This is a genomic window from Telluria sp. ZB4P37 (assembly GCF_059685855.1).
The window spans coordinates 102,525-129,005 of sequence record NZ_JCASID010000010.1 but is presented as its reverse complement, the minus strand read 5'-3'; the positions used below and the strand labels follow the sequence as shown (position 1 = coordinate 129,005).

Genomic DNA, 26,481 nt, shown 5'->3' with positions numbered 1-26,481 from the left:
ATGCACGCGGCCGACAAGGGATTCTTCTCGCGACTGGCGTCCTTCAACGACAGCTTTGCGAGCAATCTGCCTGCCACGCTCGAGCGCATGGCCGCGGTTGCGGCCGGCCTCGACCCACGCGAACCGGCTGCCGCCGCCGATGAATTGCAGGCCATGCTGCACACGGTGGCGGGTTCGGCCGCCACCTTCGGCTACCGCGGCCTGGGTCACCACGCACGCGCGCTGGAACAGCGCCTGCGCGTGCTGATGACCTTCGATGCCGTCGCCGCCAGCGATTGGGCCAGCTGGACATCGGAGCTGGAACAATTCGTCGAAGCAGGGCGCCGTGATCCGCGCGGATTCAATTAATTACTGCATCCATTTTGCCGGCGGCATAATGCCGTAGCGCAATAAGCCAATGATGGAAGGTTTGATCCCGCGCAAACTTGGCTTCACTCATTGCCCTATATTTTCTCTACTACCGAAAGCAAAGCGCGACCGTAAGAGTTGAAGTAAGGAATTTTTATCGAGATAGTTGCGAGCGCGAGAATTTTTATTTTGCGAACATGGTTTTTATTTGTTTTTATTCGGTATAATACGGGATCGTTGGGTTGTAGGTAGTAGTGCAGTCTGTCTGTCATTCCTTTCTTGCTTCTTCAAACGATCTTAAACGGGCGCAAGCCCAACTTAACTGAAATAGGAAATTGTAATGGCAACTGGCATCGTAAAATGGTTCAATGATTCGAAGGGTTTTGGCTTCATCACCCCTGATGAAGGCGGCGAAGATCTGTTCGCTCACTTCTCGGCGATCCAAAGCAACGGCTTCAAGTCGCTGCAAGAGAACCAGCGCGTTTCGTTCGATGTGACCACTGGCCCTAAGGGCAAGCAGGCCGCGAACATTCAGCCGCTGTAATCGCTTTCCAGCGATAGCAAAATCCCCGGACTGCCGGGGATTTTTTTCGCCTGATGGTTTGTGGTGAACTGCGAGTCGTCGTGTCGCGTAGGGTTCCGCCCCGCGACTGTCGCAGGCTAGCGCACCTGCCAATACTCCGGCTGCTCATAACTCCTCCGCAAGAAATCCACGAAGGCCCGTATCCGCAACGGCAAATGCTGCCGCTGCGCGAACACCGCATGGATGTCGTTCCCCGGCGCCGCGTAGGCATCCAGCACCGTGCACAACTCGCCCGCCGCGATCTGCGCGCCCACTTCCCACATCGAGCGCCAGGCCAGGCCCTTGCCGGCCAGCGCCCAGGCGTGCAGCACCGCACCGTCATTGCATTCCATATTGCCCGCGACCTTGAGCGCCGCCGGCTTGCCGTTGTCGAGGAAAGTCCAGCCGCGCTGGCTGCCTTGGCTGCTGATCGCCAGGCAGTTGTGCTTGGCCAGGTCGGCCAGGACCTGCGGCGTGCCGTGCCGCTTCAGGTAGCTGGGCGAGCCCACCACGACGCGGTGGTTGTCGGCCAGCTTGGTGCCGACCAATGTCGAGTCGCTCAAGCTGGCGATGCGGATCGCCACATCGACGCCTTCGCCGACCACGTCGACCAGCCGGTCCGTCAGGTTCAGGTTGACCGTCACTTCGCGGTGCTCGGCGAGGAAGGAGGGCAGCAGCGGCGCCACGTGCTGGCGCCCGAAGCCGGCCGGCGCCGACACCAGCAGATGACCGCTCGCGCGCACGCTGCGCTCGGCGGCCGCCGCCTCGGCTTCCTCAAGCTCGGCCAGGATGCGCCGGCAGTCTTCAAGAAAGGAGGCGCCTTCGTCGGTCAGCACCAGCCGGCGCGTGGTCCGCTGCAGCAGTTTTACGCCCAGCCGGCTTTCGAGCGCATCGAGGCGGCGGCCGATCATCGCCGGCGCGATCCCTTCGGCTCGCGCCGCGGCCGACAGGCTGCCGCGCGCCACCACTTCGACGAAGGTCGAGATCTGCCTGAATTTGCCCATCCATTCTCCTTATTTGATATAAAAAAGCACAGATGTAGTGAGAAAATGTATCGTTTAGCTATCTTCAAGTGAATATACTTGATGCTTAGACAAACGCCAAGGCGCCGCAACGGCCGCCCGGCGAGCATCGGTTTTTACACTTACTGGAGAATGCGCAATGACAATCGCCACCCCCGCCGGCATGCAAATCACGGGCCCCATCAAGCCGGGCTATGAACAAGTCCTGACGCCGGAAGCACTTGCCCTCGTCACGAAACTGACGCGCGCCTTCGAGCCACGCCGCCAGGAATTGCTGGCTGCACGCTCCGAGCGCGCGCGGCGCCTCGATCTAGGGGAGCGCCCCGACTTCTTGGCGGAGACGGCGCACATCCGCTCAAGCGACTGGAAGATCGCGCCGATCCCGAAAGCCCTCGAATGCCGCCGCGTGGAGATCACCGGCCCGGTCGAGCGCAAGATGGTCATCAATGCGCTGAACTCCGGCGCCGACAGTTACATGACCGACTTCGAGGACTCGAACACACCGAACTGGGACAACCAGATCACCGGCCAGATCAACATGGTCGACGCGGTGCGCCAGACCATTTCGCTCGAGCAAAACGGTAAATCCTACAAGCTCAACGACACAGTCGCGACCCTGGTCGTACGCCCGCGCGGCTGGCACCTGGATGAAAAGCACGTGCTGGTCGACGGCAAGCGCGTTTCCGGCGGCATCTTCGACTTCGCGCTGTTCATGGTGCACAACGCCAAGGAACAGCTGGCACGCGGCGCCGGGCCTTACTTCTACCTGCCGAAGATGGAATCGCATCTGGAAGCACGACTGTGGAACGATATCTTCGTGATGACCCAGGAAGAACTTGGCCTGCCGCGCGGGACCATCAAGGCGACCGTGCTGATCGAGACCATCCTGGCCGCTTTCGAGATGGACGAGATCCTGTACGAGCTGCGCGAGCATAGCGCCGGCCTGAATGCGGGCCGCTGGGACTACATCTTCTCGTGCATCAAGAAGTTCAAGCTGGACAAGGACTTCTGCCTGGCCGACCGCGCCAAGGTGACGATGACCGCGCCCTTCATGCGCGCCTACGCGCTGCTGCTGCTCCAGACCTGCCACAAGCGCGGCGCCCCGGCCATCGGCGGCATGGCGGCCCTCATCCCGATCAAGAACGACCCGGAGAAGAACGAGGCCGCAATGGGCGGCGTGCGCAACGACAAGGCGCGCGATGCGACGGATGGCTACGACGGCGGCTGGGTCGCGCACCCGGGCCTGGTCGAGCTGGCCATGACGGAATTCACCAAGGTGCTGGGCGACAAGCCCAACCAGATCGACAAGCAGCGCCCGGATATCCAGGTAAGCGCAAAAGACCTGCTCGACTTCAAGCCGGAAGCGCCGATCACCGAAGCTGGCCTGCGCTATAACATCAACGTCGGCATCCATTATCTCGGCGCCTGGCTGGCCGGCAATGGCTGCGTACCGATCCATAACCTGATGGAAGACGCGGCCACCGCCGAGATCAGCCGCTCGCAGGTATGGCAGTGGATCCGCTCGACCAAAGGCGTGCTGGAAGACGGGCGCAAGGTGACTGCCGAGATGGTGCGCGCGATGATTCCGGAAGAGCTGGCGAAGGTAAAGGGCGATGCCGCCAATGGCGACAACCCGAGCTATGCGCGGGCGGCGGAGATTTTCGAGCAGATGTCGACGTCGGAGACGTTTGCGGAGTTCTTGACGCTGCCGTTGTACGAAGAGATTTGAGCGGCTGGAGCCGAGATAACCCATAGGGTGGGCAGTTTCCTGCCCACCCTATGGACCTCGTCAGAACACGTTCTTCCATTCTCGCAACGCTGCAAACGCCTGCACCGGCGATGCACCCGCTTCGAGCCTGCCCGTATCCACCAAACTCTGCACCACCCCCGGCTCCGTATAGCGCAGAAACGGATTCGTCCCTTTCTCCAGCCCGATCGTCGACGGCACCGTCGGCAACCTGGTCCCGCGCCTGGCCGTCGCATCCTGCATCCGCAGCGCCAGTCCCTGGTTGCCCGGCTCGACCGCCTGCGCAAACGCCAGGTTCGCCACCGTGTACTCGTGCGCGCAATACACCAGCGTATCGTCCGGGAGTGCCGCCAGCTTGGCCAGCGAATCCGCCATCTGCGCCGGCGTGCCTTCGAACAGCCGCCCACAGCCGCCCGCGAACAGCGTGTCGCCACAGAACAGCCAGTCGGCTCCAGGCGCGCGCCGGACGTAGGCGATATGCCCGAGCGTATGCCCCGGGACCTCGAGCACGTCGAGCTCGAGGTCGAGGCCCGCCACCCGGACGCGGTCGCCTTCCCCGAGCGCCTCGGTAACAAAGGCGATCCCGTCGTTGCGCGGCCCGTAGACCGGCACCTGCCACTCGGCCAGCAGGCTGGAAACTCCACCAATGTGGTCAGCATGGTGATGGGTGAGTAAAATGGCGGAAAGCGACAGCTTGTGCGTGGCCAGCGCTTCACGGATCGGTCCGGCATCGCCCGGGTCGACCACGGCCGCGTGGACGCCGTCGTGGATGATCCACAGGTAGTTGTCGTGGAAGGCGGGGACGGTCAGGACCGCCAGGGCCGGGTAAGATGGGGTCGTCATATGAAGTTAGCGGAAGGGATGGCATGGACAGCGCAGTATCCGAGAAATCCATTATAGCGCTCGACCACTGGCTGCAATCGCCCGCGGGGGACTACGTGCGCGCCTTCGAGCAGGCCTGCCTCGACGAACTCACCGCGGACATCTTCGGCTTCAACGCGCTGCAGGTCGGCGTGCCCCAGCTCGATGCTCTGGCCGCCAACCGCATGCCGAACAAATGGCAGGCTGCCACCCGCACCTCCACCAGCGACGAGCTGGCCTTCGCCGCCGGCGGCAAGCAGATCGCCGTCGCGCTCGATTTTTCCGAACTGCCCTTCGCCTCGCACAGCATCGACCTGGTGGTGCTGCCGCACGTGCTCGAGTTCGCCACCGAGCCGCACCAGGTGCTGCGCGAAGTCGAGCGCGTGCTGATCCCAGAAGGGCAGGTGATCATCTGCGGCTTCAATCCGGCCAGCCTGTGGGGCATGCGCCAGGGCGTCGGCCGGGTGACCAACAACGGCTACCTGCCGGCATCGGGCGAATTCATTTCTATGCCACGCCTGAAAGACTGGCTAAAATTGCTCAATCTCGGCGTGACGCGCAGCCATTTCGGCTGCTACGCGCCGCCGTGCCGGACAGCCCACTGGCTGAGCCGGTTCGCCATGATGGAAACGGCAGGACAACGCTGGTGGCCCTACCTGGGCGCCGTCTACGTGGTCCACGCCATCAAGCGGGTCAAGGGCATGCACATCATCGGACCTGCATGGAACAAGAAAACGAACAAGCGGCCGCAAGCAGTTCCGGCCGCGAACAGAGAATGAGCGACATGCAAGAAAACGAAGTCAACGCAGGCACGACCAAGGTCGACATCTTTACCGACGGAGCCTGCAAGGGCAACCCGGGCACGGGCGGTTGGGGCGCTTTGTTGGTCGCTAATGGCCACGAAAAGGAGATTTTTGGGGGCGAGCCGAACACCACCAACAACCGCATGGAATTGCGCGCCGTGATCGAGGCGCTGGGTGTGCTCAACCGCCCGTGCGAGGTCGTGCTGCATACCGACAGCCAATACGTCCAGAAGGGCATCTCCGAATGGATCCATGGCTGGAAGGCGCGCGGCTGGAGAACCGCGGCGAAAGAACCGGTCAAGAACGACGACCTGTGGAAAGCGCTCGACCTGGCGCAACAGCAGCACGCCGTCGAATGGCGCTGGGTGCGCGGCCACAACGGCCATCCGGGCAACGAGCGGGCAGACGTACTGGCCAACCGCGGCGCCGCGTCCGTGCGCCGTTAAGCCGTCCTGGGGCAGGGCGAGCCTGTTATACTTCGGCCCGCCTGCATCACCGTTTATCCACGATTTACCCTCCTAAGTACCGCCCATGCGCCAGATTGTCCTCGATACCGAAACCACCGGCCTGAATCCCAGAACGGGCGACCGCGTCATCGAGGTCGGCTGCGTTGAAATCTTCAACCGCAAGTTGACCGGAAATAACTTCCACCGCTATATCAACCCGGAACGCGATTCGGACGAGGCCGCGCTGGCGGTCCACGGCCTGACCACCGAATTCCTGCGCGACAAGCCGAAATTCCACGAGATCGCCGAGGAATTGCGCGAATTCGTGCAGGGGGCGCAAGTGATCATCCATAACGCGCCTTTCGACCTGGGCTTCCTGAACGCCGAGTACACCCGCCTGGGCCTGCCGCCGTTCAGCACCTATTGCGCGGGCGTGATCGACACCCTGGTGCAGGCCAAGGAACTCCACCCGGGCAAGCGCAATTCGCTGGACGCGCTGTGCGACCGCTACGAAGTCTCGAACGCCCACCGCAAGCTGCACGGCGCGCTGCTGGACTCGGAACTGCTGGCCGACGTCTACCTGTCGATGACGCGCGGGCAGAATTCGCTGACGATGGATGTCGCGGCCGAAACCAATGCCGGCGGCGAGCTGGTCGAAGCGGGCCCGCTGGGCGAGATCATCGTGGTGGCGGCAAGCAGCGACGAGCAAGCCGCGCACGAACTGGTGCTGGCCGGCCTCGACAAGAATGTGAAAGGCAGCTGCATCTGGCGCAATTATCCTCCGCAGGGGTGACGGCGGCGTGATTCTGTGCCATAATACGCCTCGTTTTGGGAGGTTAGCTCAGGGGTAGAGCACTGCATTCACACTGCAGGGGTCGCAAGTTCGAAACTTGCACTTCCCACCAGAATTCATCATCTCGATTTATCCGGTCCGGCTGTGGCCAGAATCGACAGCAAGATCAAGAAGCGTTGCACGCGAAAGCGGAGCAGCGCTTTTTGCATTTGCAAACGCATGCTTACGACAAAACCTTGTCGCCCGCGATCGGCGCTGCCGTTCGGCGCGCCGACAGGATCATGACCATGGACGGGTGGAGCTCGTCCTGACGGGGAATGCAGGTTTAGATATTGAAATTCCTCAACAGTTGCGGCATAATACGGGCCACCGGGAGGTTAGCTCAGGGGTAGAGCACTGCATTCACACTGCAGGGGTCGCAAGTTCGAAACTTGCACTTCCCACCAGATTCGTTGTCGACAGAAGGGCTTGCACCGCTAGGTAGCAAGCCCTTTTGTCATTCCCGGCCTGCCGGTAACGGGCGGCGCGCCGGGAGGAGCAAGGCTAGGCAGGGCTTTGTTCCGCCCGCAGCCAGCCGTACAACACGGCCATCATGAAGGGACCGACGAACAGGCCGATCACGCCCAGGGTCGAGACGCCGCCCAGCAGGCCGAACAGCACGGCCAGGAAAGGCAGGTTGACGCGGTGCCCGATCAGCTTGGGGCGGATGAATTTGTCGACCATGAACAGCTCGACCGCGCCCCAGGTGAACAGGCCGAGCGCCGCGCCGGGATGGCCCTGGCCGAGCAGCAGAAGCGACACCATGGTGAAGGAGAGCGGCGCCCCGCCCGGGATCAGGGCCAGGTAGCCGGTGATCACGCCGAGCAGGGCCGGCGCCGGCGCGCCCGCGATGGCATACGCGATGCCGAGCACGACCCCTTCCAGTACGGCGATCGAGCACAGGCCCAGCGCCGTGCCGCGCACCGACAGCGGCAGGATGCGGCGCAGGTTGCAGTAATGGCCAGGCAGCAGGCGCACGCCGGCGCCGTCGACATAGCGCACCACGGCCGGCCCGTGCAGGTAGAGGATGAACAGGGTCAGCAGGGTCAGGAACAAATACAGCGCATTGGCCAGAATGGTCGAGCCCCAGAAGCGCGCCGCGCCCGACAGGTGGGGCAGGACGTCGCCGAGCGTGGTCTGGATCAGGGCCTTCAGTCCGCCGGGAATCGCCAGGTGCTCGTTCCACCAGGCGATCACACGCTCGGACACCAGCGGCAGTTGCGCCAGCCAGCCAGGCGCTTCGACCCCGACTTCGTTCAGGCGCGCCAGCAGGCGCTGCACGCTAGTGAGTTCGTGCCCGAGCGCTTTAATCAGGAGCAGCGACGGCCCGAAGAAGCCGACCAGCAGCAGCGCCAGCAGCATGGCGGCGGTGGCCAGCGGCGGGAAGCCGCGCGCCACCAGGCGCTCGCGCAGCGGCCAGGTAATCACGGCCAGCAGGCCGGCCCAGGCGAGCGAGCCGAGGAAGTGCTGCAGCAGCAGCCCCAGGGCGATGGCGAACAGCACCGGTATGAGGAGTGAGCCGTAGCGTAGTGTGGATCCGGGTCTCTGGTCCACGGTTCAGCCTCCCCGGTGGGGGCGGTGGCTGCCCGGGTTGACGCCGGCGGGCTGCAGGCGGGCCGGAATACCGGGGACGGGCGGGTGCGCAAGCCTGGTCGCGCTGGGAAATGCGATGCGTTTCATGGTTCCGAAGTGCTTTATCAAGAGGTGCAGGGCGGACGCGTGGGCGCAATTGCCGATGCCGAAGGATAAAGCACGGAGCTCGTCCGGTAAAAGCGAATATTACCGAAAGATTACTGCGGAAAAGCAGAAAGCGGGCTGAGGCGGCGCAGGGGCCGCCGTGGATCAGCCCTGCAGGTCGTCGTCGGTGAGCGTGCCGCTGGCGTACAGGCGCAGCAGAATGGCCACCGGCGGCGGGATCAGGACGCCGGTTTCGAAGCGGCTGCCGCTGGACTGGGTGACGCCGAAGCGGCTCCAGAACTTTTCCTGGCTTTCGCGCTTGCGGATGCGCAGGCGGCGCAGGTCGTGCGGGGCGGCCGGCCAGGGCGCGGCTTGCGCCGGTACAGCCGAGACTTCCATGCCAAATTCTTCTTCCATCATCTTGCCAGCCATTGCCGCATCCTTCCGTTGATCCATCATGTTTTCGCTTGCGCTCCGGGCCCTTGCCGGGACAACGCGGTAAGACTGGATCGTAATCGGAAAGGGCAGGCCCAAGGCTCTCGAAATGTCACTGCCGAGTAATTACTCTAATAAAGATCTTTTGGTACAGTAAATTGCCGGAAACGCTAAGGTGGCGGGACGGCGGCGACCGTCGCCTCCGAATGCCACGCTTGCCCCATGCCCCCAGGTTCGAGCTCTCAAAAAGCCATCGACTGAGCTGACCCGCGAGGCGCCAATCTCAGGTATGATCGTTAAGTTTCTTTTCGACAGTAGTTCTCTTTCAGCAATGAACCCAAAGACCGAATTTGCGAGCCCCTTCGCCGCTCGCGCTGTCAACCTTGCCAACTCCGGCCTGGTGGTGCTCGATGCCGCCCAGGAGATCGTGCTGTGGAACAGTTGGATGGTGCCGCGCTCGGGCTATTCGGTGGCGCGGGTGCGGGACCGAGGGCTGTTCGAGGTCTTCCCGGAGTTGCGTGGCTCGCGCGTGGAGGCAGCCGTGCTGGCCGCGCTGACCGAAGAGGTGGCGACCACGGTTCCCGCCTCGACCGGACGGGCGCCGTTCCCGCTGCGCGAAGCGGGCAGTTTCGATGGCGAGCGCATCGACCAGGCCGTCACGGTAACGCCATTCAGCGAAGACGGCGAGCGCTATTGCCTGGTCGAGATCCGCGACGTCAGCGGCACCGTCGACCGCGAGCGGCGCCTGCTCGACCATGCAGAATCGCTGCGCGCCCGCTCCTATGTCGACGGCCTGACAGGCATCGCCAACCGCCGCCACTTTGACGTCGCGCTCGACCGCGAGCTGCGCCGGGCCCAGCGCAGTGGCGGGGCGCTCTCGCTGCTGTTGATGGACATCGATTCGTTCAAGGCCTACAACGACCACTTCGGTCACCAGGAAGGCGACGCTTGCCTCACCATTGTGGCCCAGGCCCTGGCCGGCATGCTCAAGCGGGCCGGCGACGTTGCCGCGCGCTACGGCGGCGAGGAATTCGCGGCGATCCTGCCCGATTCCACCATCCAGCAGGCGCGCGTGCATGCGGAGGCGATCCGGGCTCACGTCGCTTCGCTGGCGCTGCCGCATGCACCAGGCGCTCTGCGCCCGCACGTGACCCTGAGCATCGGCGTCGCCACCTTCGACCCGCAGCGCCTGAATGATGCCGCGACCCTGATCGAGGCGGCCGACAAGGCGCTGTATGCCGCCAAGCGCGGCGGCCGCGACCGCGTGGTGGCGGACGGCGACGGGCTGTAAGCCCTGGCAGCGCCGCGCGCGTGGTAAATGTGTGACATGCGCGCATCGCGGGCGTGCACGCTTCCCCCCATCCTGTAGAATTGCCATGGAGAAATGAATTCCTTCGGCGGCATGCACCGGCCCGCCCGCGATTCGCCTGGCAAAGTCGGTAGCGCCGAGTCCGGCACTGCTCGTGTACACTCGTCTTGCCAGGGCGCCCGCCGCGCTGGTGTGCACCAAAACGGGAAACGCGACCCATCTTCTATGCTTAACGGCCACTACGAACCAACGCTGGTGCTGCTCTCGATCCTGGTCGCGATGTTCGCGTCCTATACGGCCCTGAGCCTGGCGGTCCGGGTCAGGCAATCACACGGACACGCCCCGCATGCCTGGATGGCGGGCGGCGCCTTTGCCTTGGGCAGCGGCATCTGGGCCATGCATTTCATCGGCATGCTGGCTTTCCGCCTGCCGATGCCGGTCGGTTACGATCCGCTCATCACCTTCGTGTCCTGGCTGCTGCCGGTGGTCGTATCCGGCCTGGCCCTGTGGCAGCTGCGCCACCGCGAGCTGGGCGGGCGCCACCTGGCCTGGGGCGCGGTCCTGATGGGCCTGGGCATTAATGCCATGCACTACACCGGCATGGCCGGCATGCGCATGGATCCGCCGATCACCTACGATCCCCGGCTGTTCCTGGCCTCGGTCGCGATTGCGATCGGGGCCTCCGCCGGCGCGCTCTGGATCGGCTTTCGCCTGAGCGAACACCTGCGCCGTCCGCGCCTGCTGCAGGCGGGAGCTGCAGTGATGATGGGTGGCGCGATCGCCGGCATGCATTACACCGGCATGGCCGCCGCCCACTTCGAGGCTGCCAGCATCTGCCGCGCCGCAGTTGATGGGGTCAACCAGGACCACCTGGCGATCCTGGTCGCGGTCGCGACATTCGCGGTCTTGAGCATCGCGCTGCTGGCGGCGATCTTCGACACCCGGCTGGCGTCGCGCAACCGCAGCCTGGCCGCTTCGCTGGAGACGGCGTCTGCGCGCCAGGCGCTCTACCTGCGCGAGCAAAAGGCACGGGTCGAAGCCGAGCACCTGAGCCAGTTGAAGGACGAGTTCCTGGCCACGCTCTCGCACGAACTGCGCACGCCGCTCAATGCGATGCTGGGCTGGTCCCAGCTGCTGCTGCAGGGCGCGCGCGACGAGGCCATGTCGCGGCGCGGGCTGGAAACGATCGAACGCAATGCGCGCGCCCAGTCGCAGCTGATCGAGGACATGCTCGACATGAGCCGCCTGATCACCGGCAAGGTACGGGTTGAGGCGCGGCCGGTCAGCCCAAGCGAATTCGTCAACGCGGCCCTCGAGACCGCGCGCCCGGCGGCGATCCTCAAGCAGATCCAGCTCTCGGCCGACGTCGACTACGACGCCGGTCCGGTGACCGGCGATCCCGGCCGCATGCAGCAGGTGATGTCGAACCTGGTGTCGAATGCGATCAAGTTCACCGATCCTGGAGGCCGGGTGGCGGTGAGCGTGCGCCGCGACGGCGAGCAGGTGGCGATCGACGTCACCGACAGTGGGGTCGGGATCGATCCGGAATTCCTGCCGTATGTGTTCGACCGCTTCCGCCAGGCCGATGCCTCGTCCTCGCGCCGCCACGGCGGCCTGGGACTGGGCCTGGCCATCGCGCGCCAACTGGTCGAACTGCAGGGCGGCACGGTCACGGTGTCCAGCCCCGGGGCGGGGCGCGGCTCCACCTTCACCCTGCACCTGCCGATCCGGCAGGCCGTCTCGGCGCGCGCGCCTGGCCCGCCGGCGCCGGCGCCGGATTCCGGCATGCCAGACGCGGGTCCGGCCCAGATCGGCGCCGTGCTGGCCGGCTTGAGCGTGCTGGTAGTGGAAGACGAACCCGATTCGCTGGAACTGGTGCAGCAGGTGCTGTTTGAAACCGGCGCCACCATTCTGACGGCGAGCAGCGCGCACGATGCGCTGCTGGTATTCGAGCGCGGGGCGCCCGACCTGTTGATCAGCGATATCGGCATGCCGCTGGTGGACGGCTTCCAGCTGATCCGCCAGGTGCGCGCCCTGCGCGACCGGCAGGCCGCAAGCATCCCTGCGATCGCGCTGACGGCCTTCTCGCGCCGCGAAGACCAGCAGCGCGCGCTGGAAGCGGGTTTCGACGAATTCCTCGCCAAGCCCTTGCGCCCCGCGGTGCTGGTGCAGGCAGTGGCGGCGCTGGCCGGGCAGCGCGCCCTGATGCGGGCTTGATGCCGCGGGAAACCGCGCCTGGCGTGGCGCCTATAGCGCCGGCTGCCAGGACATGTCCGGCATTACCAGCTGCAGGCGCAGCTCGAGCTCCGCGCCCGGAGCCTGGCCGGGCAGGGCGCTTTCCACGATGAAGCCGCGGTTGCGGCCCGCTTCCTTGCCCTTGTAGAGCGCGCGGTCGGCCAGCGCGATAGCCTGCTCCCAGCCGAAGGCCGGATCGGGCCTGGGGGGCAGCGCCACAGCGCCCGCCGTGGCGCTGACGGCCAGCGCGCTGCCGTCGTCAAGCACCACCGGCGCGGCATTGATCGCATTCAGGATGCGTTGCACCAGCAGCGGATATTGAAGCGCGCTCACGCCCTGCGAATACACGAGGAATTCCTCGCCGCCCCAGCGCAGCACCATGTCCGAATCGCGCACCGCTTCGTTCAGGCGCCGGCCCACTTCGATCAGCACCAGGTCGCCGGAGGCATGGCCGTGCTGGTCGTTGATGCGCTTGAAGTGGTCGATGTCGAGCAGGATGAAGCAGTCGATCGACCCGGCCTGCCCGGGGTCGCCCGTGCGCTGCTCGATGGCTTGGTGCTCGCGCTCGCGCATGCGATCGCCGAAGGAACGCCGGTTGTACAGGCCGGTGAGAGGATCATGCGCCGAGCTGTGCGCCAGTTCGGCATTGAGCTCGGCCAGGCGCCGCCCGGTGCGCTGCGATTTCCGGTACAGCATGAAGACGACGCCCGACAGCACCAGCGCGAGCGCGGCGCCGAGCGAGGTGACGGCCTGGCGCAGGGTGCGGTTGCGGATCTCGGCATCCTTCACCGCGTTTTCCTGGCGCAGGGCGGCGATCTGCGCGGCGCGCTGCTTGGCATTGAACTGCTCCTGCAGGGCTGCGAATGCCTTGTCGCGCCGCTCCACCGCCAGCTCTTCGATGACGCCTTCGCGCTCGCGCACGGTCTGCAAGGCCTGTTTGTACAGCCCGGCCTTTTCCAGGGCCGCGCCTTTCTCTGCCAACAGGTTGGCCACGCCCGGCAAGGCGCCGGCCTTGCGCAGTTCGAGCGTGATCCGGTCGATGTAGGCGCTGCCTTCAAGCATCCGGCCCTGGCCGAACAGGGCGAAACCGAGGTTGGCATAGGCCATCTGGATGGCGCTCTGGTCGTCCACGCTTTCGGCCACGACAACGGCGGCGCGCGCACTGCGTTCGGCTTGCGGGTAGCGGTGCTCCTTGAGCCAGGCATCGGCGACGTTGCCCAAAATGTTTGCCTCGAGCCAGTTCAGTTCATTGCGGCGGGCCAGCGCCAGCGCGCGTCCGAACGACACGTGGGCCTGGCGCAGTTGGCCGAGCGAGACGTAGGCGCGGCCGTCCATGAAATGCATCGAGGCTTCCACCCGTGCCGGCATGGCGCCGCCCGCCTCGCGGTAGGCACGGGTCGTGTCGAGCGCCATGGCGGCGTCGCCGGTATTCACGTACAGGCGCGCCAGCGCCAGCACCAGGTCGGATTCGCGCGGGGCCCACAGCCCGGGATGGCGCTGCACCAGTTCGAGCCCGTGCAGGTAGTGGCGGAAGGCGCGGTCGTGCTGGCCCATGACGTTGTAGATGGCGCCATAGGCGACGTCGGCGCTGGCCGTGAATTCGACGTTGCCCAAGGCCTGGTACTGGACGTTCAGGCTTTCCAGCAGGGCCATGGCCGCGGCCGGGTCGTTGTCGTTGAGGAGCTTGTGCACGCGCCCGAGGCTGGCCAGCGCGGTCTGCTCCGCATCCTTCTGGGCATGCGCCAGGCCAATGAGCTGCTCATCCACCGCATAGGCATCACGCAGTTTGCCGGCGTCGGCATGGGTGCGGCGCAGCAGGCGCAAATACGCGATCCGAATCGCATACGGCAGGTCGGCGCGCAAGCCGGCTGCTTCCCGGACCAGCAGGGCGCGCGCCTCCGGATTGTTTTTCTCGGCCAGTTGGGCCAGTTCGCGCAGGCGGGCCTGCGCCGCGCGCCCCTGGATGCCATCGGCCGGGGCGGCCGCACATGCCGACGCCAGCACCAGCAGTAGCGCAGGCGCAGCGCTGCGCCAAGTGCTCATCGCCATGCGGGACGGCAGCGGGGTCGTCATGGGGTGTTCGGCCGGGGCCAAATGAAGGTCTGCCGATTATGTTCTGTTGATTTACGGAAATCAAGCGCGGCCTGAAGATGAGCATGTTTGCGCAACGCAATATTTATTTTGTGTCAGAACAAGCGAAATGACCGGTTTCATGCTTTTACTTTGATTCAAAACAACAATCTGGTGATAATGTTACGTCTGCGAAATGCAAGCCCGCAGGCAAGGCGAAGTCGGTTCCACGGCCGGCATGGCGGTCACCACCGCGATGCACGGAGCGCAAGGGCGAGAACCGCCCGGGCGACATAATTACACGCCGTGGAGCCACACTATTTTTTTGATTGGAGAACAAGCAGTGAGTCTTTTCAGAACCAAGAATCTCGACACGATGTTGGCGACAGCCCAGAAACCGGGCGGCCTCAAAAAGGTGCTCGGCCCGTTCGACCTCGTCCTCATGGGCATCGGGGCCATCGTCGGCACCGGCATCTTCGTGCTCACCGGCACCGGGGCCGTGACTGCAGGGCCGGCCCTGACGCTCTCCTTCATCATCGCCGCGCTGGCCTGCGGTTTTGCCGCCCTGTGCTATGCCGAATTCGCGTCGAGCGTGCCGGTGGCCGGCTCGATCTATACTTACAGCTATTTCACCCTGGGCGAAATCGTCGCCTGGATGATCGGCTGGGACCTGCTGCTCGAATACGGCCTCGCCACATCGACGGTCGCGGTCGGCTGGTCCGGCTATTTCCAGTCGCTGCTCAAGGGCATCGGCGTGGTGCTGCCGGAAGCCCTGCGCGCCGCGCCGGGTGCACAGCCGGGCGTGGAGACCCTGTTCAACCTGCCGGCCTTCCTGATCATGATAGTCCTGACCTGGATGCTGTCGCTGGGCGTGCGCGAATCTGCCCGCATCAACAACGTCATGGTGCTGATCAAGACCGGCGTCGTGATCCTGTTCATCGTGGTCGGCGTCAACTACGTCAAGCCTGAAAACTGGCAGCCCTTCATGCCCTTCGGCTTCGGCAGCGTGATGAGCGCCGCGGCACTGGTGTTCTTCGCCTTCATCGGCTTCGATGCCGTGACCTCGGCCGCCGAAGAAGTGAAGAACCCGTCGCGCGACCTCCCGATCGGCATCATCGGCTCGCTGGCCGTCTGCACCGTGCTGTACGTGATCGTGGCCTCGATCATGACCGGCATTGTGCCCTTCATGAACTTCAAGGGCGTCGACCATCCGGTCTCGCTGGCCCTGCAATACGCCGGCCAGGACTGGGTCGCCGGCTTCGTCGACCTGGCAGCGATCCTGGGCATGAGCACCGTGATGCTGGTGATGGCCTACGGTCAGACCCGCATCCTGTTCGCCATGTCGCGCGACGGCCTGCTGCCGAAGAAACTGTCGGAAGTGCACCCGAAATACGGCACCCCGTTCTTCGCCACCTGGATGGTCGGTATCGTCTTCGGCCTGATCGCCGCGGTCGTGCCGCTCGACGTGCTGGCCGAACTGGTCAACATCGGCACCCTGGCCGCGTTCTCGCTGGTCTCGGTGGCCGTGATCATCCTGCGCAAGACCCGCCCGGACCTGCCGCGCGCCTTCCGCTGCCCTGGCGTGCCGGTGATCCCGGCCCTGGCCATCGTGTTCTGCGTCGCGCTGATGTCCTTCCTGAGCTGGCATACCTGGGTGGCCTTCGTCATCTGGCTGCTGATCGGCCTGGGGGTCTATTTCGGTTACGCCCGCAGCCGTTCGCTGCTGAACGGCACGAACCAGTAATCCCGTCGCCGCATTAGCGGCCACACCCGGCGCCCGGCCCGCACTGCAGGCCGGGCGTTGTCGTTTCCGCGCCCGGCACGTGATTGCCCGTGCTAAGCTTTCCTTCCAGGCCAGGTCCGGGCCTGCCAACCTGGAGACGAACATGAGCGCCATCGTGCTCGGCAGCAGCGACGCCCTGCTGGTCATCGACATGCAGAACGACTTCCTGCCCGGCGGCAGCCTCGCCGTGCCGCAAGGCGACCGCGTCATTGCCCCGATCAACGCGCTCATCAAGCTGTACCACGGCCGCGCCCTGCCGGTGTATGCCTCGCGCGACTGGCATCCGGGCGACCATTGCTCGTTTGCCGACCAGGGCGGTCCCTGGCCGCCGCATTGCGTGGCCGGCAGCGAAGGGGCGCACTTCTCCAGCGAACTCCACTTGCCCGACGACGCCATCATCGTCTCCAAGGCCGATACGCAGGCCAAGGACGCCTATTCGGCCTTCAACGAGACCGGGCTGACGCGCAGCATGCGTGCCGAGGGGGTCAAGCGCATCGCCGTCTGCGGCCTGGCCACCGATTACTGCGTGCTCAATACGGTGCTGGACGGGATCGAGGCCGGTTTCGAGGTGCTGCTGGTGCTCGGCGCCATGCGTGCGGTCGAGGTCAAGGCGGGCGACGGCGACCGTGCGATTGCACGCATGCTCACCGCGGGAGCGGTGCCGGTCAAGCTCTCCGGGGGCCTTCTCGCGGCCGACCTCGCGCTCGGGGCCCGGCCTTAAGCTAAAAAATTGACCATCTGGCAAACCTTTGTCAGCTCGTCCATTGTCAGTTTTGTAATCTCTCTCTTACATCCTCGCAGCGCGCCTACCGATTCTCGTGAAACAATTCAGTCTGGATAATGGACGGATCGTCTTCCCAGACCAACATTATTATTCGAGAGACATGAATTCGATGCTGTTAGACGCCACGACAGTCGCTGCCAATGCCGCTCCCGCGATCCGGGAGCGTGCCAAAGACCTGTACTTCTCGCTCTACGATAACCCGGGCGCCAATCCAGACGCGGCGCGCGCCTACGTCGCTGACCAGGTGGCGGCCGTGCAGGACTTGCCTGCCGACCTGCCGCCGACCCTGGCACAATTGCCGGCCTGGGTCGAGGAGCGCACCGACGCCGTCGGCCAGCAGTACCGCGACTACCTTGCCGCGCGCAAGAACGGCGCGCCGCGCCGCTATTTTTCCTGCCGCTCGCATGCGCTGTATTTCATCAAGGCCGTGGCTCCGACCAAGCTGGTCGATGGCGCCTGGCTGTATGGCCTGCTCCGGCACTGGGACAACCCGGCCTACCACGGCCTGATCAAGACCTATATCGAAGAGCTGGGCGAGGGCGTGCCCGACAAGAACCACGTCACGCTCTACCGCAAGCTGCTGGCCACCCACGGCTGCGACGGCTGGGAAGCGCTCGACGCCGACCATTTCGTGCAGGGTGCGCTGCAGCTCGCGCTCGGCCACCATGCCGACCATTTCCTGCCGGAAATCATCGGCTACAACCTCGGCTACGAGCAACTGCCGCTACACCTGCTCATCACCTCGTACGAGCTGAACGAATTCGGCATCGACCCGTATTACTTCACCCTGCACGTCACGGTGGACAATGCCGCAAGCGGCCACGCCCAGAAGGCAGTGCAGGCGCTCGTCGACCTGATGCCGCGCGTGGGCGCCCGCGATGCCTTCTACCGCCGCGTGCTCGACGGCTACCGCCTCAACGACCTGGGCGCCAGCACCAATTCGGTGATTGCGGAATTCGATTTGCAGGCCGAACTGGTCGACCTCCTCGCGGCCAAGAGCAAGACAGGCAAGAACATGCACTCGGATTACTGCCGCGTCGCCGGGCGATCCGTGAACGACTGGCTGGCCACGCCGGCCCAGGTCCCGGACTTCCTGGCGGCGCTGGAAAAGGCCGGCTGGATCAAGCGCGGCGAAGATGTCGAGCACAGCCGCTTCTGGGGCCTGGTCAGCGGCGAGAAGGCCGAGATGTTCGGCGTCTTCAGCGCCTACGAGCTGCAGGTGCTGCGCGACTGGATCACCACCACGCCGGACGGCAAGCCTGCCGAAGGCAAGCGCGTGATGACCTGGCGCGCGCGCCAGCGCACCCTGGACAACCTGGGCCAGCAGCAGGATCGCAGCGCCGCCTTCCCGGAGCGCGGCCTGATCCGCCGCCACCCGCGCCTGGAAGACGCCGACAACGAACTGCGCCTGCTGGAAGAACAGGTCGCGGGCGCCGCCGGCAAGCAGGAAGCGATGGCCCTGCTGGGTGGCCTGATGTCGCCTGAAGTGCACCACACGGCGGCAGGCCTGATGGCCACCCGCATGTACACCCAGCTGTTCGATGCCTGAACGCCGGGCGGATTGATGCTTGCCTGCGGCGCCGCACGCTGGTGCGGCCCGCACCCATAATTATTACAAGGATCTATTCGTGCAAATCCTGGAACAGCGCTTCTTGCGCGGACCGAACGTCCACGCCGATTCACCCTGTCTGCTCAGCATCATCGACCTGGAAATCCTGTATGGCGTCTCTTCCAGGGACATCCCCGGCTTCAACGAGGCCCTGCTGGCGGCGCTGCCTTCGCTGCATGGCCAGCTGCCGACCGGGCAACGCGGCGGCTTCGCCCAGCGCCTGCGCGAAGGCACCTATCTCGGCCGCGTGATCGAGCAGGTCACGCTCGACCTGCAGACCCGGGCCGGCGCGCCCGCAAGCTATGGCCGTACCCGTCCCGTGATTGGCCGCCCCGGCCAGTTCCGCATCGTCTGCGCCTATGAGCAGGAACGCCTGGCCCAGCCGGCCTTCCAGCTGGCGGTCGACCTGGTCGAGGCGCTGGGCAACGAAGAAGACTTCGACCTGGCCCCGCGCCTGGAAGAGCTGCGCGAGATCGCGGCGCGCTATGCGATCGGCACCAGCACCGCTGCCGTTCTGGCAGCGGCCCACGAGCGCGGCATCCCGACCCAGCGCATCATCGAAGACGCCAACTTGTTCCTGCTGGGCTGGGGCGTGAAGCAGAAGCGCCTGCAGGCCACCACCACCGGCGACACCAGCTTCATCGCGGTGAAGATCGCCAGCGACAAGCAGCTGACCAAGTCGCTGCTCAAGGAAGCCGGCGTGCCGGTGCCCGAAGGATCGGTGGTCACGAGCCTCGACGACGCCCAGCAGGTGGCCGCGCGCATGAAGGCGTCGGTCACGCTCAAGCCGCTCGACGGCAACCATGGCAAGGGCGTGACCGTCGACGTACGTGATGCAGAGGGCGTAGCGCGTGCCTATGACTTCGCGCGCGAGTATGGCCGCCGCATCATCGTCGAACGCTATGTCGAAGGCCGCGACTACCGCGTGCTGGTGGCCAACGGCCAGGTCGCGGCCGCCTCCCGCCGGCGCCCGGCCCACGTGGTCGGCGACGGCACGGCGACCATCCGCGAACTGGTGGAGCGCGAGAACGCCAACCCGGCGCGCGGCGCCGGCCACACCAACATCCTGACCAGAATCGCGATCGACGAGCACGCGGCGGGCATGCTGGGCAAGCAGGGCTTCACCTTCGACAGCGTGCTGCCCGTGGGCGTGGCGGCCGAATTGCGTGGCAATGCCAACCTGTCCACCGGCGGCACCGCCGAGGACGTGACCGACCTGCTGCCGGAATCGACAAGATTGCTGTGCGTGCGCGCCGCGGCCAAGATCGGCCTGGACGTGGCCGGCATCGACATCGTCTGCCAGGACATCGCGCTACCGCTGGACGCCCAGCTCGGCGCCGTCATCGAAGTCAATGCCGCGCCGGGCATCCGCATGCACCAGTACCCGAGCAGCGGTACGCCGCGCGATGCAGGCGACGCCATCGTGCAGGGGCTGATGGGTGACTCGGACGGGCGCATCCCGACCATCGCCGTGACCGGCACCAACGGCAAGACCACCACCACGCTGCTGATCGGCCACACTGTGCGCATGGCAGGCAAGGTGGCGGGCGTGACCACCACCGAGGGCGTCTTCATCGACGGCAAGCAGATCGCCAAGGGCGACTGCACCGGCTACTGGTCGGCCCGCACCGTGCTCGGTTCACCCGAGGTGGAAATCGCGGTGCTGGAAACCGCGCGTGGCGGCATCCTCAAGCGCGGCCTGGCTTTTGATCGCTGCGACGTCGGCGTGGTGCTCAACATCGCCGCCGACCACCTTGGTCTGGATGGCGTGGACACGGTCGAAGAGCTGGCCCAGGTCAAGGCGGTGATTGCTAGCTCGGCTTCGAAAACCGCGGTGCTCAATGCCGAAGACCCGCTGTGTGTGGCGATGGCGCGCCGCGTCAAGCCCGAGACCGAGGTCGTCTACTTCTCGATGGACCCGGAAAATCCGACTTTGCTGGCGCACCTGGAAGAGGGCGGACGCGCCGTCTACCTGCAGGACAATGCGGTGGTCGTGGCCGACGCCAACCTGCACCAGGAATTGCTGCGGGTCGAGAGCATGCCGGTTGCTTTTGGCGGCCGTGCGCGCTTCAATATCGCCAACAGCCTGGCAGCTGCCGCAGCCCTGATGGCATCCGGCTTTACCAACCTGCAGATCGCGACGGGTCTCTCGACCTTCGTGTCGAATGGCCGCACCAATCCGCTGCGCACCAATATGTTCGACATCCGCGGCGTGACCGTGATCGTCGACTATGCCCATAATCCGGCCGCCTACCGCGCCATGGCAGAGATGGCGCGCGCCATGCTGCCGGGGCAACTGGTGGGAATTGTCACGGCGCCGGGCGACCGCCGTGACGAAGACCTGATCGAAGTCGGGCGCGTCTGCGGCGAGCGTTTCGACGAGCTGGTGGTGTACGAGTCGCAAAGCCGCGGCCGCGAAGTCGGCGAGGCAGTCGACCTGATCCTGGCGGGCGCCGAGGAGGCGGCCGGCATCAGCGACACGCTGCACCGGGTGATCGAGGTGGGCGATGCAATCCGCCACGGCCTGAGCCTGTGCCGCCCGGGCGACGTGCTGGTGTTCGCCTGCGGTTCTTCGCTGCAGGTGTTCGTGGAAGCGCTGCGGGTGAATGATCCGGAAAGCGCGGATCGGGTGGCGTCGCAGGTATAGGGTGTTACACGGCGCCGCCGCTGTTCGTAGGGTGGGTGGGCAGAATCTGCTCACCCTGCGATCCTCGATCCATCGGCGGATACGGCCTGCGGGCCGCTTTTTCTATCCTGGCCGGACTTAAAACGCGAAGTTGATCCCGAGCGTCCAGGCATCGGCCTTCGCCCCGGTCTTCTTGTCCTTGCCGTAACGTTCATACTCGGCGATCAAGGCCACGCCCGGCGTGATCGAATATTGCAGGCCGAAGGCGCCGTAGATGCCGGTGTCCGAATCCTTGCGCACGATGCCGGTGTTGCTCACCTTGCGCTGGTTGTGCGCCACTCCCAGCTTGCCGTAGGCCGAGAGCTTCTCGGTGAACGGGCGCATCAGGCGCGCCGCGACATAGGTGCCGAAGCCGCCCAGGTCGATGGTGCGCGCTTCCGGGGCGGCCGTGGCCTTGCGCAGGTCGATATAGCCGCCTTCCACTGCCAGGCTGTCGCTGAAGGCGACGCCGCCGAATACTTTCGGATTGATCTTGTTGCTCCCGCCATTGTGCTCGACGGCGCTGGCGGCCACGCCGGCGTAGGCCTGCGGTGAACCGCCGAGCGGTGCGGCCAGCGCCGTGCCGGCAATGCCCAGGCCAAAGAGCAGGGCGGCGAAAAGTTTCTGCATTCCGTTTTGTTCCGTCTTCATGTGCAAGTTTTACTATTTTTCAATTGCGAGTCGGCAAGTGAAGAAAGGATACACGGCTGCAACGCGGAAGTTGTAACAAAATGCTAGAAGACAGGCTTCTAGACAGCTAGGCATCTATCAGTTTAAGTAATACCTAAGGGAAAAGCCCCACGCAGGGGCTTTTTCGGCTGGGAACGAACGGGTTCAGATTGCTTCGGCCTCGATGCGGCGCGCCAGTTCCGGCTTCGTCGGGCGCAGCGCCTCCGCCAGTTCCGAGATCGAGGAGCCGCAGCCGAACGCCAGCACGTCGCCCGGCTGGCAGAGCGACAATCCGTGGCGGATTGCCCGGTGCACATCCAGTTCCACGGTCAAGGCGTCGGCCTCGATCATGCCCAGCTTTGCTCCGCGTACCAGCAGCGAGGCGGTTTCGCCTTCGGGACGGCCGCGGTTCTCCGATTCGTAGACCACCAGGTCATCGAAACCCGCGGCGCAGGTGCGCCCGATGTCGACCAGGTCGGCGTCGCGGCGGTCGCCGGGCGCGGCCACCACGCCCACCAGCCGGCCCGCGCTCATGGCGCGCGCGCTCTCCGCCAGCGCGGCATAGGCTGCACAATTGTGGGCATAGTCGACGATGACGGTCACGCCCTCGACGTCGAACAAGTTCGAGCGCAGCGGATTGCTCTTGCTGTCGGAGACGAAACTGCGCAGGCCGTCCGCGATTTCGGCGTTGCCGAAACCGGTCGCGCTCAGTGCAGCAGCGGCCGCCAGCGCGTTGGCAATGTTGTAGCGCGCTGCGCCCCCCAGCGAGACTGGCATCCGGCGTGCGTCGATCAGGGCTTCATGGCGTGCGCCATTGGCCAGCACCAGGGTGTTGTCCTCGAGATAGACGCCGCGGCCGCCGTTTTCCAGGTGGCGCAGCAGGGTCGGGTTGTCGGCGTCGAGCGAGAAGTAGAGCACTTCCACGCCTTCGCGCAGGTCCTTGGCCATCGCGACGCAATAATCGTCTTCGGCATTGAGCACCACCGCGCGCGCGGCGCGCCGCGCGACGACCGCCTTGACCCTGGCCAGGTCGCCCAGGGTCTCGACGCCATCCAGGCCGAGGTGGTCGCTCGAAACATTCAGCACCACGGCCACGTCGCAGCGGTCATAGGCCAGGCCGCGTTTCAGGATGCCGCCGCGCGCCGTCTCCAGCACGGCGAAATCGACGCTCGGGTCGGACAGGATGCTGCGCGCCGAATGGTAGCCGGTGCAGTCGCCCTTCAGGGTAGGCTGGCCGTCGACGCGCACGCCTTCGGTGGTGGTCACGCCGGTGCGCAGGCCGGCCATGCGGGTGGCGTGGGCGATCAGCAGCGAGGTCGTGGTCTTGCCGTTGGTGCCTGTAATGGCGATGGTCGGGATGCGGCCGTCGCAGTCGCCGAACAGGGCGTCGACGATGGCGGCGCCGGCATCGCGCGGGGCGCCTCGGCTCGGGTACTGGTGCATGCGGATGCCCGGCGCGGCGTTCACCTCGATGATGCCGCCTTGCTGGGCGCGCAGAGGCTGCGCGATGTCCTGGCAGACGATGTCGATGCCGGCGATATCCAGGCCGACGGTACGCGCGGTGCGGATGCAGATCTCGCGGGTTTCTTCCGGCAGCAGGTCGGTCACATCCTCGGCGGTGCCGCCGGTGGACAGGTTGGCATTGCCGCGCAGGTCGGCGCTGACGCCCGCGGCCAGCACGGTGTCGAAGCCATAGCCCTGTTTGGCGAGCGCCTCTTCGGCCAGCGCATCCATCGGGATCTTGGTGAGGATGTTGGTATGGCCCACGCCGCGCGCCGGGTTGCGGTTCTCGAGTTCGACCAGCTCGCGGATGGTCGAGTGGCCGTCGCCCGTCACGCCGGGCGGACGGCGCCAGGAGGCCGCGGCGACCTTGCGGCCGGTGACCAGCACGCGGTAGTCGCGGCCCATCAGGTGCTGCTCGACGATGATGCGGCGGCCATGGCGGCGTGCGTGCTCGAAAGCGCGCGCGACTTCGTCAGGCGTGGCGCAGTTGGTGGTCACGCCCTTGCCCTGGTTGCCGTCGAGCGGCTTGATGGTGACCGGGCAGCCCAGGCGGCGCGCCACGCGCTGCGCGTCTTCCAGCGTCGAGACGGTCGAGCCGTCCGGGACCGGCACGCCAGCCGCTTCCAGAAGGGCCTTGGTCAGCTGCTTGTCGCTGGCGATGCCGACCGCGATCGAATTGGTGGCGCCGGTGATGGTCGCCTGCAGGCGCCTCTGGCGGCTGCCCCAGCCGAGCTGGAACAAATTGGCTTCGTCGGTCATGCGCTGCGCCGGGATGCCGCGCCGGACTGCCGCCTGCACCACGGCGCCGGTGCTGGTGCCGATGGCATAGTCTTCGGCGATCTCGTGCAGGCGTTCCACCGCGGCGGCGAGGTCGAAGTCGCGCTCGCTGGCGACGGTGTCGATCAGTTCGATCCCGGTGCGCAGGGCCGCTTCGGCCACCTGCTCGGTGGTGTAGCCACAGACGACACGGCGCGCGCGCGCGGCGCCCGCCACGGCCAGGGTGGCACTGAAGCTGCCAGCGGCGCCGGCCAGGCGCTGGAGTTCCATCACGACCGGTTCGAGTGCTTCCACCGGCAGCGCCGCGTCGGCCAGGCGCACGGCTGCTTCCGGCGGCAGGGCCGGCAGCAGGGCCAGCAGGCGGGCGGCGAAACCGGCCGCCTTGGTGGTTCCGTCTTCGATGACTGCCATCAGGCAGGGGCTGTCGGCGTACAGGTTGGGGCCGCGCAGCAGGCGTTTTTCCTTGAGTTTCATTGGATCGGGTTCCGTTTGGTCACGCTTTCTAAGAAATCGAGCAGTGGCGGCGGCAGGCCTTCGCCGGGCGCGGTGTCCACGGCGGGCAGGTCGAACCTGCTGCCGGCCGGGAGCAGGTGCAGGCGCACGTCGATCAGCTCCGGCGTGTCGCGGTCCCTGATGTGGGCGACGTTGGTGATCATGGTGCGGCCGTCGACGATGGTGACCGCGCCCTGTCCCAGCACTTCGATCCCGGTGCCGATACCGACCACCAGGGCGGTGTCCTCGTCGATGCCAATGCCCTGCAGGTAGGGGTTCTGGGCCACTACGCTGAGCAGGCGCGAGAGCCGCTGGCGCTCCGAGAAATGCTGGTCGATCACGACGCGGTGCAGGAAGCCCAGGCCCGCGGCCAGGCTGACCGAGCCTTTTTCGGGCAGGGTCTCGGCGCGGCCCTGCGCCAGCATGTGGCCGGACATGGCCGACGCGCCCGCACTGGTGCCGCCAATGGTGGCGCCGCGCAGCTTGAGCGCCACATGCATGGCCGAGTCCAGGGCGCTGCCGCCGATCAGGGCCAGCAGGCGCTTCTGGTCGCCGCCGGTCATGAAGATGCCGGTGGCTTCGTCGACCAGGCGCACGAACTCCTCGCTGTTGGCATCCTGGCGGCTGTCGATGAAGAGGTGGCTGCAGCGCTTCACGCCCAGGGCCCCGAAGGCCTGGTCGTAGACCTCCCATATCTCGTCTGCGATCTGGCTGGCGGCGGTGATGACGACGATGCTCGCATCAATGCCGCCCGCCAGTTCAACGAAGCGGCTCAGGATTTCCATGTCGTGCTGGCGGTCCTCGTGGCCGCCGATGATGACGAGGTGGCCGCCCTTGTCGTTCTGTGCTTGTTCGCTCATCGCTGGGTCATCTTCGAATAAGGCATGCCCTGGTTGGAATGGGCATAGGCTTCGGTACGGGTCACGGCGATCAGGCCGACGGCGACGTCCTTGTCGAACAGGGCGATGCCGCGTTTCAGGGCTTGCTCGAGCGGCATGCCGTCTTCGATCCAGCCGTAGACGGTGCGCGCGAGCAGGTGGCGCATGATGTGCTCGCCGACGCCGGTGGCCGCGACGGCGCCGGAGGGGCCGGCATAGAAGCCGCTTCCGATGATCGGGCTGTCGCCGACGCGGCCCAGCAGCGAAGGCGCCGACCCGCCGGTGGAGCAGGCCACCGCAAAATGGCCGTCCGGGCCGCGCACCACTGCGCCGACCGTGTCGCAGGCGGTCGATTTCGGCAGCTGCAGCGGGGTCTTGTAGTTCCAGAAGCGGTCGAACAGGCGGTTGTCGATGCCCGGCATCAGCGGCACCGAGCCGGCCAGTTCGCTCATCAACTGGCGGTGGTCGGCGCGCTGGCGTTCCGAGATCGGCGCGCTTTGCGGCATGCCGATGCTGCGCGCAAATCGCTGGGCGCCTTCGCCGGCCAGCATCACGTGCGGGGTGTCGGCAATGGCGCGCGCCAGGCGTACCGGGTTCTTCACGTCGCGCACGCAGGCAACCGCGCCCAGGCGGCCGCGCGTATCCATGATCGAGGCGTCCATCTCGATGGTCGCGCCGTCCAGGCACAGGGTCGAGCCGTTGCCGGCATTGAAGCGGCCGTCGTCTTCGAGGGTGGTGACTGCTTCGATGGCGGCATCGAGCGCATCGCCGTTGGCTTCGAGTTGCGCCAGTGCGCGGCGCGCTGCCAGCACACAGCCGTCCTCGTGCTCACACGACGCGCCGGCGCCGCCATGGACCACGACGGCGCCGGCTTGTTGGGTATTGCTCATGGGTTGGGTAATCCTGTGTTGTGTTGTGCTGTGCTATGCGTGAAAATATTGTCACGTAGTCAATAACGCATTATCCGCAACAAG

General features: G+C 65.6%; 21 protein-coding genes and 2 tRNA genes. 14 read left to right on the top strand and 9 right to left on the bottom strand.

Annotated elements, in window-relative coordinates:
* Both AC56K1_RS16290 and AC56K1_RS16285 read left to right on the top strand, forming a co-directional pair.
* Positions 1 to 348, top strand: a complete 348-nt coding sequence (locus tag AC56K1_RS16290) for an Hpt domain-containing protein (RefSeq protein WP_497158838.1) — start codon at positions 1 to 3, stop codon at positions 346 to 348.
* Positions 349 to 688: 340 nt separating this feature from the next.
* Positions 689 to 892 carry a cold-shock protein gene (locus AC56K1_RS16285; protein WP_027867533.1) on the top strand — a complete coding sequence of 68 codons (204 nt, stop codon included), beginning with the start codon at positions 689 to 691 and terminating at the stop codon, positions 890 to 892.
* A gap of 116 nt (positions 893 to 1,008) precedes the next feature.
* Here AC56K1_RS16285 and AC56K1_RS16280 read toward each other — a convergent pair whose 3' ends face one another.
* Entirely contained in the window at positions 1,009 to 1,914 is a 906-nt protein-coding gene (locus tag AC56K1_RS16280) for a LysR family transcriptional regulator (protein ID WP_497158837.1), read from the bottom strand.
* 157 nt (positions 1,915 to 2,071) lie between these two features.
* Between AC56K1_RS16280 and aceB the strand changes: the two genes are divergently transcribed.
* The gene (gene aceB, locus AC56K1_RS16275) at positions 2,072 to 3,661 is read left to right on the top strand and encodes a malate synthase A (RefSeq protein ID WP_497158836.1); all 1,590 of its coding nucleotides are present in this window, start codon (positions 2,072 to 2,074) and stop codon (positions 3,659 to 3,661) included.
* Positions 3,662 to 3,721: 60 nt separating this feature from the next.
* Here aceB and gloB read toward each other — a convergent pair whose 3' ends face one another.
* A complete protein-coding gene (gloB, locus tag AC56K1_RS16270; protein ID WP_497158835.1) occupies positions 3,722 to 4,522 on the bottom strand; it encodes a hydroxyacylglutathione hydrolase in 801 nt (266 codons plus the stop codon).
* Between the two features lie 23 nt (positions 4,523 to 4,545).
* Here gloB and AC56K1_RS16265 point away from each other — a divergent pair, with 23 nt between their 5' ends.
* The 5 genes from AC56K1_RS16265 (at position 4,546) to AC56K1_RS16245 (ending at position 7,028) form a co-directional block, all read left to right on the top strand.
* Positions 4,546 to 5,319, top strand: coding sequence for a class I SAM-dependent methyltransferase (locus AC56K1_RS16265; protein ID WP_497158834.1), 774 nt, complete (start codon positions 4,546 to 4,548; stop codon positions 5,317 to 5,319).
* On the top strand, positions 5,316 to 5,789 hold the full coding sequence (gene rnhA, locus AC56K1_RS16260) for a ribonuclease HI (RefSeq protein ID WP_497158833.1): 474 nt from the start codon (positions 5,316 to 5,318) through the stop codon (positions 5,787 to 5,789). Before AC56K1_RS16265 ends, rnhA begins: the two co-directional genes overlap by 4 nt.
* 85 nt (positions 5,790 to 5,874) lie before the next feature.
* Positions 5,875 to 6,582 carry a DNA polymerase III subunit epsilon gene (dnaQ, locus tag AC56K1_RS16255; protein WP_497158832.1) on the top strand — a complete coding sequence of 236 codons (708 nt, stop codon included), beginning with the start codon at positions 5,875 to 5,877 and terminating at the stop codon, positions 6,580 to 6,582.
* A gap of 37 nt (positions 6,583 to 6,619) precedes the next feature.
* A tRNA-Val gene (locus tag AC56K1_RS16250) sits at positions 6,620 to 6,694 on the top strand.
* 259 nt (positions 6,695 to 6,953) lie between these two features.
* Positions 6,954 to 7,028: transfer RNA gene (locus AC56K1_RS16245), tRNA-Val, on the top strand.
* A 97-nt stretch (positions 7,029 to 7,125) separates the two neighbouring features.
* Here the strand turns inward: AC56K1_RS16245 and AC56K1_RS16240 are convergent.
* Both AC56K1_RS16240 and AC56K1_RS16235 read right to left on the bottom strand, forming a co-directional pair.
* Complete coding sequence (locus AC56K1_RS16240; RefSeq protein ID WP_497158831.1) at positions 7,126 to 8,175, bottom strand: AI-2E family transporter; 1,050 nt, start codon at positions 8,173 to 8,175, stop codon at positions 7,126 to 7,128.
* A gap of 288 nt (positions 8,176 to 8,463) precedes the next feature.
* Positions 8,464 to 8,715 (bottom strand): helix-turn-helix domain-containing protein, encoded by a 252-nt coding sequence (locus AC56K1_RS16235; RefSeq protein ID WP_497158892.1) that lies wholly within the window; start codon positions 8,713 to 8,715, stop codon positions 8,464 to 8,466.
* A 349-nt stretch (positions 8,716 to 9,064) separates the two neighbouring features.
* Here AC56K1_RS16235 and AC56K1_RS16230 point away from each other — a divergent pair, with 349 nt between their 5' ends.
* A complete protein-coding gene (locus AC56K1_RS16230) occupies positions 9,065 to 10,024 on the top strand; it encodes a diguanylate cyclase domain-containing protein (RefSeq protein ID WP_497158830.1) in 960 nt (319 codons plus the stop codon).
* A 243-nt stretch (positions 10,025 to 10,267) separates the two neighbouring features.
* Entirely contained in the window at positions 10,268 to 12,259 is a 1,992-nt protein-coding gene (locus tag AC56K1_RS16225; RefSeq protein WP_497158829.1) for an MHYT domain-containing protein, read from the top strand.
* 30 nt (positions 12,260 to 12,289) lie between these two features.
* Here the strand turns inward: AC56K1_RS16225 and AC56K1_RS16220 are convergent, their stop codons facing one another.
* Positions 12,290 to 14,350 (bottom strand): GGDEF domain-containing protein, encoded by a 2,061-nt coding sequence (locus AC56K1_RS16220; RefSeq protein WP_497158828.1) that lies wholly within the window; start codon positions 14,348 to 14,350, stop codon positions 12,290 to 12,292.
* Positions 14,351 to 14,690: 340 nt separating this feature from the next.
* Between AC56K1_RS16220 and bcaP the strand changes: the two genes are divergently transcribed.
* The 4 genes from bcaP to cphA (AC56K1_RS16200) all read left to right on the top strand — a co-directional run bounded on the left by bcaP (position 14,691) and on the right by cphA (AC56K1_RS16200) (position 21,170).
* Positions 14,691 to 16,091, top strand: coding sequence for a branched-chain amino acid transporter BcaP (gene bcaP, locus AC56K1_RS16215; protein ID WP_497158827.1), 1,401 nt, complete (start codon positions 14,691 to 14,693; stop codon positions 16,089 to 16,091).
* A 142-nt stretch (positions 16,092 to 16,233) separates the two neighbouring features.
* Positions 16,234 to 16,851 (top strand): nicotinamidase, encoded by a 618-nt coding sequence (locus tag AC56K1_RS16210; RefSeq protein WP_497158826.1) that lies wholly within the window; start codon positions 16,234 to 16,236, stop codon positions 16,849 to 16,851.
* A gap of 163 nt (positions 16,852 to 17,014) precedes the next feature.
* On the top strand, positions 17,015 to 18,463 hold the full coding sequence (locus AC56K1_RS16205) for an iron-containing redox enzyme family protein (protein WP_497158825.1): 1,449 nt from the start codon (positions 17,015 to 17,017) through the stop codon (positions 18,461 to 18,463).
* 79 nt (positions 18,464 to 18,542) lie between these two features.
* Positions 18,543 to 21,170 (top strand): cyanophycin synthetase, encoded by a 2,628-nt coding sequence (gene cphA, locus AC56K1_RS16200; protein ID WP_497158824.1) that lies wholly within the window; start codon positions 18,543 to 18,545, stop codon positions 21,168 to 21,170.
* 117 nt (positions 21,171 to 21,287) lie between these two features.
* Here the strand turns inward: cphA (AC56K1_RS16200) and AC56K1_RS16195 are convergent, their stop codons facing one another.
* The 4 genes from AC56K1_RS16195 to AC56K1_RS16180 all read right to left on the bottom strand — a co-directional run bounded on the left by AC56K1_RS16195 (position 21,288) and on the right by AC56K1_RS16180 (position 26,397).
* Complete coding sequence (locus AC56K1_RS16195) at positions 21,288 to 21,818, bottom strand: porin family protein (protein ID WP_497158823.1); 531 nt, start codon at positions 21,816 to 21,818, stop codon at positions 21,288 to 21,290.
* Between the two features lie 204 nt (positions 21,819 to 22,022).
* Positions 22,023 to 24,611, bottom strand: a complete 2,589-nt coding sequence (gene cphA / locus AC56K1_RS16190; RefSeq protein WP_497158822.1) for a cyanophycin synthetase — start codon at positions 24,609 to 24,611, stop codon at positions 22,023 to 22,025.
* A complete protein-coding gene (locus tag AC56K1_RS16185; protein ID WP_497158821.1) occupies positions 24,608 to 25,489 on the bottom strand; it encodes a cyanophycinase in 882 nt (293 codons plus the stop codon). Before AC56K1_RS16185 ends, cphA (AC56K1_RS16190) begins: the two co-directional genes overlap by 4 nt.
* Positions 25,486 to 26,397 carry an isoaspartyl peptidase/L-asparaginase gene (locus AC56K1_RS16180; protein ID WP_497158820.1) on the bottom strand — a complete coding sequence of 304 codons (912 nt, stop codon included), beginning with the start codon at positions 26,395 to 26,397 and terminating at the stop codon, positions 25,486 to 25,488. The genes AC56K1_RS16185 and AC56K1_RS16180 overlap by 4 nt, the downstream gene beginning before the upstream one ends.
* Positions 26,398 to 26,481: the final 84 nt, after the last annotated feature.

What these genes read in the sequence shown, in the direction of transcription:
- AC56K1_RS16290 (WP_497158838.1), top strand. Translation starts at nt 1, where the DNA reads ATGCACGCGGCCGACAAGGGATTCTTCTCGCGACTGGCGTCCTTCAAC.
- AC56K1_RS16285 (WP_027867533.1), top strand. Translation starts at nt 689, where the DNA reads ATGGCAACTGGCATCGTAAAATGGTTCAATGATTCGAAGGGTTTTGGC.
- AC56K1_RS16280 (WP_497158837.1), bottom strand. Translation starts at nt 1,914, where the DNA reads ATGGGCAAATTCAGGCAGATCTCGACCTTCGTCGAAGTGGTGGCGCGC.
- aceB (WP_497158836.1), top strand. Translation starts at nt 2,072, where the DNA reads ATGACAATCGCCACCCCCGCCGGCATGCAAATCACGGGCCCCATCAAG.
- gloB (WP_497158835.1), bottom strand. Translation starts at nt 4,522, where the DNA reads ATGACGACCCCATCTTACCCGGCCCTGGCGGTCCTGACCGTCCCCGCC.
- AC56K1_RS16265 (WP_497158834.1), top strand. Translation starts at nt 4,546, where the DNA reads ATGGACAGCGCAGTATCCGAGAAATCCATTATAGCGCTCGACCACTGG.
- rnhA (WP_497158833.1), top strand. Translation starts at nt 5,316, where the DNA reads ATGAGCGACATGCAAGAAAACGAAGTCAACGCAGGCACGACCAAGGTC.
- dnaQ (WP_497158832.1), top strand. Translation starts at nt 5,875, where the DNA reads ATGCGCCAGATTGTCCTCGATACCGAAACCACCGGCCTGAATCCCAGA.
- AC56K1_RS16235 (WP_497158892.1), bottom strand. Translation starts at nt 8,715, where the DNA reads ATGGAAGAAGAATTTGGCATGGAAGTCTCGGCTGTACCGGCGCAAGCC.
- AC56K1_RS16230 (WP_497158830.1), top strand. Translation starts at nt 9,065, where the DNA reads ATGAACCCAAAGACCGAATTTGCGAGCCCCTTCGCCGCTCGCGCTGTC.
- AC56K1_RS16225 (WP_497158829.1), top strand. Translation starts at nt 10,268, where the DNA reads ATGCTTAACGGCCACTACGAACCAACGCTGGTGCTGCTCTCGATCCTG.
- AC56K1_RS16220 (WP_497158828.1), bottom strand. Translation starts at nt 14,350, where the DNA reads ATGACGACCCCGCTGCCGTCCCGCATGGCGATGAGCACTTGGCGCAGC.
- AC56K1_RS16210 (WP_497158826.1), top strand. Translation starts at nt 16,234, where the DNA reads ATGAGCGCCATCGTGCTCGGCAGCAGCGACGCCCTGCTGGTCATCGAC.
- AC56K1_RS16205 (WP_497158825.1), top strand. Translation starts at nt 17,015, where the DNA reads ATGAATTCGATGCTGTTAGACGCCACGACAGTCGCTGCCAATGCCGCT.
- AC56K1_RS16195 (WP_497158823.1), bottom strand. Translation starts at nt 21,818, where the DNA reads ATGCAGAAACTTTTCGCCGCCCTGCTCTTTGGCCTGGGCATTGCCGGC.
- cphA (WP_497158822.1), bottom strand. Translation starts at nt 24,611, where the DNA reads ATGAAACTCAAGGAAAAACGCCTGCTGCGCGGCCCCAACCTGTACGCC.
- AC56K1_RS16185 (WP_497158821.1), bottom strand. Translation starts at nt 25,489, where the DNA reads ATGAGCGAACAAGCACAGAACGACAAGGGCGGCCACCTCGTCATCATC.
- AC56K1_RS16180 (WP_497158820.1), bottom strand. Translation starts at nt 26,397, where the DNA reads ATGAGCAATACCCAACAAGCCGGCGCCGTCGTGGTCCATGGCGGCGCC.